Source organism: Dietzia maris, from assembly GCF_014144855.1.
GTDB classification, from domain to species: Bacteria; Actinomycetota; Actinomycetes; order Mycobacteriales; family Mycobacteriaceae; genus Dietzia; species Dietzia kunjamensis.
Genome location: NZ_JAALDN010000056.1, coordinates 1 through 7,000 on the forward strand (window position 1 = coordinate 1; position 7,000 = coordinate 7,000).

Below are 7,000 nucleotides of genomic sequence, written 5' to 3' on the forward strand. Positions count from 1 at the left end.
CTCCGGGAGCCGCAGTTCAGGCTTGTCGAGTTCCTCGATGTTGACGTCCTTGAAGGTCAGCACCCGAACGTACTTGACGAAACGTGCAGGTCGGTACATGTCCCATACCCACGCGTCGGACATCCTCACGTCGAAGTAGACCTCGCCGTCCGCGGACCGCGGTATCAGCTCGACGGCGTTGGCGAGGTAGAAGCGCCGCTCCGTCTCGACGACGTAGGTGAACTGGCCGACGATGTCGCGGTACTCGCGGTAGAGCGAGAGCTCCATCTCGGTCTCGTAGTTCTCCAGATCCTCGGCGCTCATCTCGTGCTGCTCCTCGAATGCGCCTGCGCGGCGCGACGGACGTTGGCGTACGACATCCGATGGATGCCGCTGGGACCGAGCTGCTCGATCGCCCTGGCGTGACTCACGGTGCTGTACCCCTTGTGGGCGGCGAAACCGTACCCCGGGTACCGCGAGTCGAGGTCCACCATAATCCGATCCCGCGTGACCTTCGCGAGGACACTCGCGGCGGCGATGGATGCGACCACTGCATCACCCCCGATCACGGACGTGGACTGACATCCGAGCCCGTCGACCGCGAAGCCGTCGGTCAGCACGAAACCGGGTGCCGGGTCGAGGGCGGCGACCGCCCGGCGCATCCCCTCCAGGTTGCACCGGTGGATCCCGCGCATGTCGATCCGGTCCGGCTCGATCACCACCACACTCACCGCCGACGCCCTACGCAGGATGACGTCGTGCAGTCGCTCACGGGTGGCGGCCGTGAGCTTCTTCGAGTCATCCAGGTCTGCCAGGTCGGGGTGGAGCCGGTCCCCCAACACGCAGGCCGCCACCACCAGTGGGCCCGCACAGGAACCGCGTCCTGCCTCGTCCACACCGGCGACCGGGCCGAGACCTCGACGGGCGAGGGCTGCCTCCAACGCCAGGCGGCCGTCGCGACGGGTCACCCGGACCCGGCCGGGAAGGGCGACTCCCCGCGGCCGCTGCGGTCGTGCCCGGCTCACCCCGCGTTGATGTCCGGGGAGGGCACCGTCCCGATCCGGCTGAACGGGAGGATGATCGCCCGGACCTTGCCGATGATGTTCTCCTCGGGCACGGTTCCCTGGAACTCGTCACCCATGTGGAAGCGGGAATCCGCGGAGTTGCCGCGGTTGTCCCCCATCACCCAGTAGTTGCCCTCGGGGACCGTGACCGGACCGAAGGCACAGTTGAGCGGGTTCCCCGCGGGCGACGGGGTCTCGTTGAGGTACGGCTCGTCCAGCGGCTGGCCGTCGACGAGCAGTGCGCCATCCGGGGAGCAGCCGCCGACTGTCTGGCCCCCCACCGCGACGACGCGCTTGACCATGTCGTTCTGGTCGGGTGGGACGATGCCGATCACACCGCCGATGTTCTGCAGGGTCCTGATGACCTCGTTGTCCGACCGGATGGACTGGTACCCCTCGTTCCACGAGTCGGGACCCTCGAAGACCACCACGTCCCCGGGCTCGGGGTCGCCGAAGCGGTAGGTGATCTTGTCGACGAAAATCCGGTCACCTGTGCAGCCCGCGCAACCGTGCAGCGTGGGTTCCATGGACTCCGACGGGATCTGGTAGACGCGTCCGACGAAGGTCTGGAAGACGAACACCAGGACGAGTGCGATCACCACCAGCAGCGGGATCTCGATGTACCAGGGCTGGCCCTTCTTCTCGACGCGGCGAGCCGGGGCCCCGTCGTTACGGGACCCCGGCTCGGCGGCGTCATGTCCAGGCGTATCGGTGCTGCTCACCCGGACGAGCGTAGTCGCTCCCGCACCGCCGACGGCGGCCGAGTCCGACCGGCTCTACACGGTCAGCGCTTCTCCTTGATCTTCGCGGCCTTGCCACGGAGTGCACGCAGGTAGTACAGCTTCGCGCGACGCACGTCGCCGCGGACCAGGACGTCGATGCGGTCGATCGTGGGCGAGTGCACGGGGAACGTGCGCTCGACGCCGACGCCGAACGAGACCTTGCGGACGGTGAAGGTCTCGCGGACGCCGCCGCCCTGGCGACGGATCACGACGCCCTTGAAGACCTGGACGCGCTCCTTCGAGCCCTCGATGACCTTGACGTGCACGTCGAGCGTGTCGCCGGGGCGGAAGTCCGGGATGTCGTCGCGGAGCGACTTGTTGTCGATGAAGTCGAGAGTGTTCATTGTGTTCCTTGCATGTCAGGAATGAGGACAGAGGACCCTGGCGCCCGCCCGCAGGCGGGACGACCGGTTCGTGCCCCGGATCAGCGCGACCGTCAGCGGACACACGTGGTGCCCGGAAGGTCAACCTCGCTAGTGTGCCATCCGCTACTCGGCGGACTCAAATCACCCGGCCGGAGGAACCCAACCGAAGTCCGAGAGCGTCGCCAGGTCGGCCTTGTCCAGCTCGGCCGACCCGAGGAGATCGGGCCTCCGCTCGGCTGTGCGTCTCAGCGACTCGTCGCGGCGCCACCGCGCGATCCTGGCGTGATCGCCACTCTTGAGGACTTCGGGCACCGGCCGGTCGCGCCACACCTCGGGCCGGGTGAAACTGGGGCCCTCGAGTAGACCGTCGGAGAAGGAGTCCTCCTCATGGCTGCGCCGGTTCCCCAGCACCCCGGGTAGGAGGCGGATGACGGCCTCGGCGATGACGAGCACCGCCACCTCGCCCCCGATGAGGACGTAGTCGCCGATGCTGACCTCCTCGACGTCCATCCGCGTGGACGCCTCGTCGACCACGCGCTGGTCTATGCCCTCGTAGCGACCACACGCGAACAGCAGGTGGCGTCGACGGGCGTAGCGGTGCGCGTCAGCCTGGGAGAACGGTCGTCCGGCGGGCGTCGGGACGATCAGGAGTGGGCGGGTCTCACCGTCCCCCGGCTCCCTCATCGCCGTCCCCGGCGGCGGCACGAGGTCGTCCAGCGCTTCGCCCCACACCGTCGGGCGCATGACCATGCCCGGCCCACCGCCGAACGGGCTGTCGTCGACCGACTTGTGGACGTCGTGTGTCCAGCCCCGGAGGTCGTGAACGGCGACGTCGACTATGCCCCGGTCGGCGGCCCGACCGATCAACGCCAACTGCAGCGGGGCGAGGTACTCGGGGAAGACCGTGATGACGTCGAGGTGCATGAGCGGACCGTCCCCACCGTCGGGGAGAGCGGTCACGACGTCCCCAGGTCGAGCAGCCCCTCCGGCGGGTCGATGACGCACGTCCGCGCGACGAGGTCCACCTCGGGGACCATCTCGGAGACGAACGGGACCAGTGCAGCGCCTCCGTCGGCCAGCCGGATGGCCAGGAGCTCGCCGGCCGCGGTGTGCACGATCTCGGTCACCTCGCCGAGGGTGGCACCCGAGGTGTCGAGTACCCGCAGTCCCACCAGTTGATGGTCGTGGTACTCGTCCGGGTCCTCCGGATCCTCCAGCGCATCTGAGTCGACGAGCAGCAGCATGCCGCGGAGTGCGTCCGCGGTGTCCCGATCGCCGACGCCTTCCAGACGCACCAGAAGCCGCCCGGAATGCTGCCGGGCGGCTTCGATGGTGACGTCGCGGTCGGTGGCCCGATCGCCCCGACCGACCCGCCCGACGAGTCGGGTCCCGACGGCGAATCGCTCCTCGGGTGAATCGGTGCGAACCTCCACCACCAGTTCGCCGCGGACGCCGTGCGATTTGACGACGCGTCCCACGACGAGCTCCATGATGGTCCAAGTCCTCCGATTGCCGACGTGTACGGGCGGGGTCAGCGGTCGGTGTCGACCACGTCGACCCGGACACCGTCGCCGCCGACGGCGGAGACGATGGTCCGGATCGCGGAGGCGGTACGGCCACCCCGACCGATGACACGGCCGAGATCCTCGGGCGCGACGGCCACACGGATCACGGTGCCGCGCCGACCACCACTCGACCGGACGGTCACCGCGTCGGGGTCCGACACGATTCCGCGGACGAGGTGGTCGACGGCGTCGACGACCATGTCATTCATCTGTCTCAGGCCTCGGCGGTCTCGGCGTCAGCCGACGCGGCCTCGCCCTCGCCGGACTCGGCGGCCTTCGCGGCCTCCTGCTCGGCCTTCTTGGCCTCGTCCTTCTTCGCCTTCTCGGCCTTGCGCTTGGCGGTGATGGCCTCAGCGGACGGCTCGCCCTGGGCGTCCTCGAGGGCCTTGTTGAACAGGTCCAGCTTCGAGGGCTTGGGCTCGGCGGTCTTCAGGGTGCCCTCGGCGCCCTCGATCCCCTTGAACTTCTGCCAGTCGCCGGTGATCTTGAGCAGTTGCTCGACGGCCTCGGTGGGCAGGGCGCCGACACCGAGCCAGTACTGCGCGCGCTCGGAGTCGATCTGGATGAAGCTCGGCTCCTCCTTGGGGCGGTAGAGACCGATGGTCTCGATGGCGCGCCCGTCGCGGCGGGTGCGGGCGTCGGCGACGACGACCCGGTACTGCGGGTTACGGATCTTGCCGAGGCGGGTGAGCTTGATCTTGACGGCCATGAGGCGTCTCGCTTTCTGTTGCGGGTCACGTAGCGATTCAGCGGCGCCCGCCCTGCTGGCGGGGCCCGGTTTCGCCTTCCGGGTGACCGCCGTTCGGCACGGACCCACGAGGGTCCACCGGTGACGGCGTCCAGCGGACCAGTCTAGACAGGCCGGGACCGTGCGCACCAATCGACGCGTCGGGCGGACCGGTCAGCGCTTGGGGAACTTCAGGTCGTTGAGGTCGATCCCCTCCAGCCCCGGCGGGAGCTGGTCGAGTCCGGGCGGCAACTGGGACAGGTCGGGCATCCCGCCGGGCGGCATACCGGGCATCCCGGGCGGCATCCCCGGCATCCCCCCGGGCATCATCCCCCGCTGCTTGGGCGGGGTGGGACCGCGGCCCTTCCCCTTGCCCTTGCCCTTCTTGCCCTTGCGCTGGTTCTTGCGTCCCGCCCCGGGCATCCCCATCTGGCCCGCCATGCGGCTCATCATCTTGCGGGCCTCGAAGAACCGGTCGACCAACTGGTTGACGTCGGTGACCGTGACCCCCGAACCGTTCGCGATGCGCTGGCGGCGCGAGCCGTTGATGATCTTCGGGTCCGCGCGCTCCTCGGGGGTCATGCCGCGGATGATCGCCTGGATGCGATCCAGGTACTTCTCGTCGATGTCGCCGACGGCGGCCTTCATCTCCTTGCCGCCGGGCAGCATGCCGAGCAGGTTCCCGATGGGCCCCATCTTGCGGATCATCAACATCTGGTCGAGGAAGTCCTCGAGCGTGAGCTCGCCGGAGCCGATCTTCGCGGCGGTCTTCTCCGCTTCCTGCGCGTCGAAGACCGTCTCCGCCTGCTCGATGAGCGAGAGCACGTCGCCCATCCCGAGGATGCGGCTGGCCATGCGGTCGGGGTGGAAGACGTCGAAGTCCTCGAGCTTCTCGCCGTCGGACGCGAACATGATCGGCGTCCCGGTGAGCTCGCGGACGCTCAGCGCGGCGCCACCGCGGGCGTCACCATCGAGCTTGGTGAGCACGACACCGGTGAAGCCGACGCCCTCACGGAAGGCCTCGGCCGTGATCACCGCGTCCTGACCGATCATCGCGTCCAGGACGAAGAAGGTCTCGTGGGGCTGGACGGCATCCCGGATCCCCCGGGCCTGGGCCATCATCTCCTCGTCGATGCCGAGTCGACCGGCGGTGTCGACGATCACGACGTCGTGCATCTTGGCGCGGGCGTGAGCCAATCCGCGCTGCGCGACGGACACCGGCTCCTGGACACCGATCACCTCGCCGTCGCCCCCGACGGAGGTCCCGGGGTGCGGGGCGAAGGTGGGTACTCCGGCACGCTCACCGACGATCTGCAGCTGGTCGACCGCTCCCGGCCGCTGCAGGTCACAGGCCACCAGGAGCGGTGTGTGCCCCTGCCCCTTGAGCCAGTGCGCCAGTTTGCCCGCCAGGGTGGTCTTACCCGCGCCCTGCAGACCCGCCAGCATGATGACCGTCGGGGGCTGCTTGGCGAACTCGATCCGTCGCTCCTGCCCGCCGAGGATGGCGGTGAGTTCGGCGTCGACGATCTTGACGACCTGCTGGGCGGGGTTGAGCGCCTCGGAGACCTCCGCGCCCTTGGCACGCTCCTTGACCCGCGAGATGAACTCGCGCACCACCGGCAGGGCGACGTCGGCCTCGAGCAGTGCCAGGCGGATCTCGCGGGCCGTCGCGTCGATGTCGGCGTCGCTGAGCCGACCTTTTCCGCGCAGGTCCTTGAGCGCACCTGTGAGGCGGTCGGACAAGGATTCGAACACGGCAACAGCTCCCTGGTTCGCGGCCCGGGAGCGCGCACGGTTCCCGGTGTCGTCGGCGACGACTGATCACAGGGTATCGGCATGCGCCACGGCGGGCGTCGTGGGATCACGTCGTGGCAGCAACGCCTCCACCTGACCGGCCGTACTCAACACCGCTCCGGGGCCGGAGAGCGCGAACACGTCCTCCACGGCCGCTCCCCTGGTGCGCACCACCACCCAGTCGATGCGGGCGCCGGCCTCGATGATCGCGGCCACGACCCGTGCGAACAGGCCGGGCCGGTCCTCCGACCGCACCTCCATCAGCACGCCGTCGGCGTCGGTCCGGTGCGAGATCAAGACGGAGGATCTGGCCTGCGGGGGTCCGATCGCCAGCGCCGCCCCCCGGGACAGCGCGGCGCGAAGCGGCCCGGGGAGCCCGGAGTCGATCGAGCGGCGCAGATCCTGCCGGAGTACGCGTCCGTCCACCGGGTCTCCGAAGCGGGTGGAGACCGTCATCCTCGCGCGCATCCCGCCCGGGGGACGCAGGTCGATCTCCGCGTCCACGATCTCCAGCCTGTGGGCGGCCAGGACCTCCGCGGTCACCGCCAGCGAGCGGCCCCCACCGGGGACGACGAGAGTGACCTCGTGTGTGGTGCCGGTGTCCGCCGCCCGGAGGTCCACCACGACGTCCGGCGGACCGTGCCGCCGAGAGGCGTTCACCGTCGGCGCCTGCACCGCGGCGGGACGGGGGCCGAGCGCCTTGCCGCAGGCCGCCACGAGCGCG

Annotated in this window: 9 protein-coding genes and 1 pseudogene; all 10 read right to left on the minus strand. The window is 69.5% G+C overall.

The window, feature by feature from the left end; genetic code table 11:
* The coding region (locus G6024_RS02070; RefSeq protein WP_007632861.1) for a DUF2469 domain-containing protein at nucleotides 1–303 on the minus strand (303 nt) is incomplete at its 3' end.
* Nucleotides 300–1,004: a ribonuclease HII gene (locus tag G6024_RS02075; protein ID WP_159147824.1), complete on the minus strand. Its 705-nt coding sequence runs from the start codon at nucleotides 1,002–1,004 to the stop codon at nucleotides 300–302. The genes G6024_RS02075 and G6024_RS02070, both read right to left, overlap by 4 nt.
* Complete coding sequence (lepB, locus tag G6024_RS02080) at nucleotides 1,001–1,765, minus strand: signal peptidase I (RefSeq protein ID WP_096905319.1); 765 nt, start codon at nucleotides 1,763–1,765, stop codon at nucleotides 1,001–1,003. Before lepB ends, G6024_RS02075 begins: the two co-directional genes overlap by 4 nt.
* 62 nt (nucleotides 1,766–1,827) lie before the next feature.
* Entirely contained in the window at nucleotides 1,828–2,169 is a 342-nt protein-coding gene (rplS, locus tag G6024_RS02085) for a 50S ribosomal protein L19 (protein WP_067717600.1), read from the minus strand.
* Between the two features lie 162 nt (nucleotides 2,170–2,331).
* Nucleotides 2,332–3,114: a tRNA (guanosine(37)-N1)-methyltransferase TrmD gene (gene trmD / locus G6024_RS02090; protein ID WP_159147830.1), complete on the minus strand. Its 783-nt coding sequence runs from the start codon at nucleotides 3,112–3,114 to the stop codon at nucleotides 2,332–2,334.
* Between the two features lie 32 nt (nucleotides 3,115–3,146).
* Nucleotides 3,147–3,680, minus strand: a complete 534-nt coding sequence (gene rimM / locus G6024_RS02095; RefSeq protein WP_159147826.1) for a ribosome maturation factor RimM — start codon at nucleotides 3,678–3,680, stop codon at nucleotides 3,147–3,149.
* 41 nt (nucleotides 3,681–3,721) lie between these two features.
* A complete protein-coding gene (locus G6024_RS02100) occupies nucleotides 3,722–3,964 on the minus strand; it encodes an RNA-binding protein (RefSeq protein WP_119192748.1) in 243 nt (80 codons plus the stop codon).
* 5 nt (nucleotides 3,965–3,969) lie between these two features.
* Nucleotides 3,970–4,464, minus strand: coding sequence for a 30S ribosomal protein S16 (rpsP, locus tag G6024_RS02105; protein WP_067717594.1), 495 nt, complete (start codon nucleotides 4,462–4,464; stop codon nucleotides 3,970–3,972).
* A 192-nt stretch (nucleotides 4,465–4,656) separates the two neighbouring features.
* Nucleotides 4,657–6,237: a signal recognition particle protein gene (gene ffh / locus G6024_RS02110; RefSeq protein ID WP_159147828.1), complete on the minus strand. Its 1,581-nt coding sequence runs from the start codon at nucleotides 6,235–6,237 to the stop codon at nucleotides 4,657–4,659.
* A gap of 66 nt (nucleotides 6,238–6,303) precedes the next feature.
* Nucleotides 6,304–7,000 (minus strand): annotated as a pseudogene (locus tag G6024_RS02115) (hypothetical protein); the annotation flags it as partial.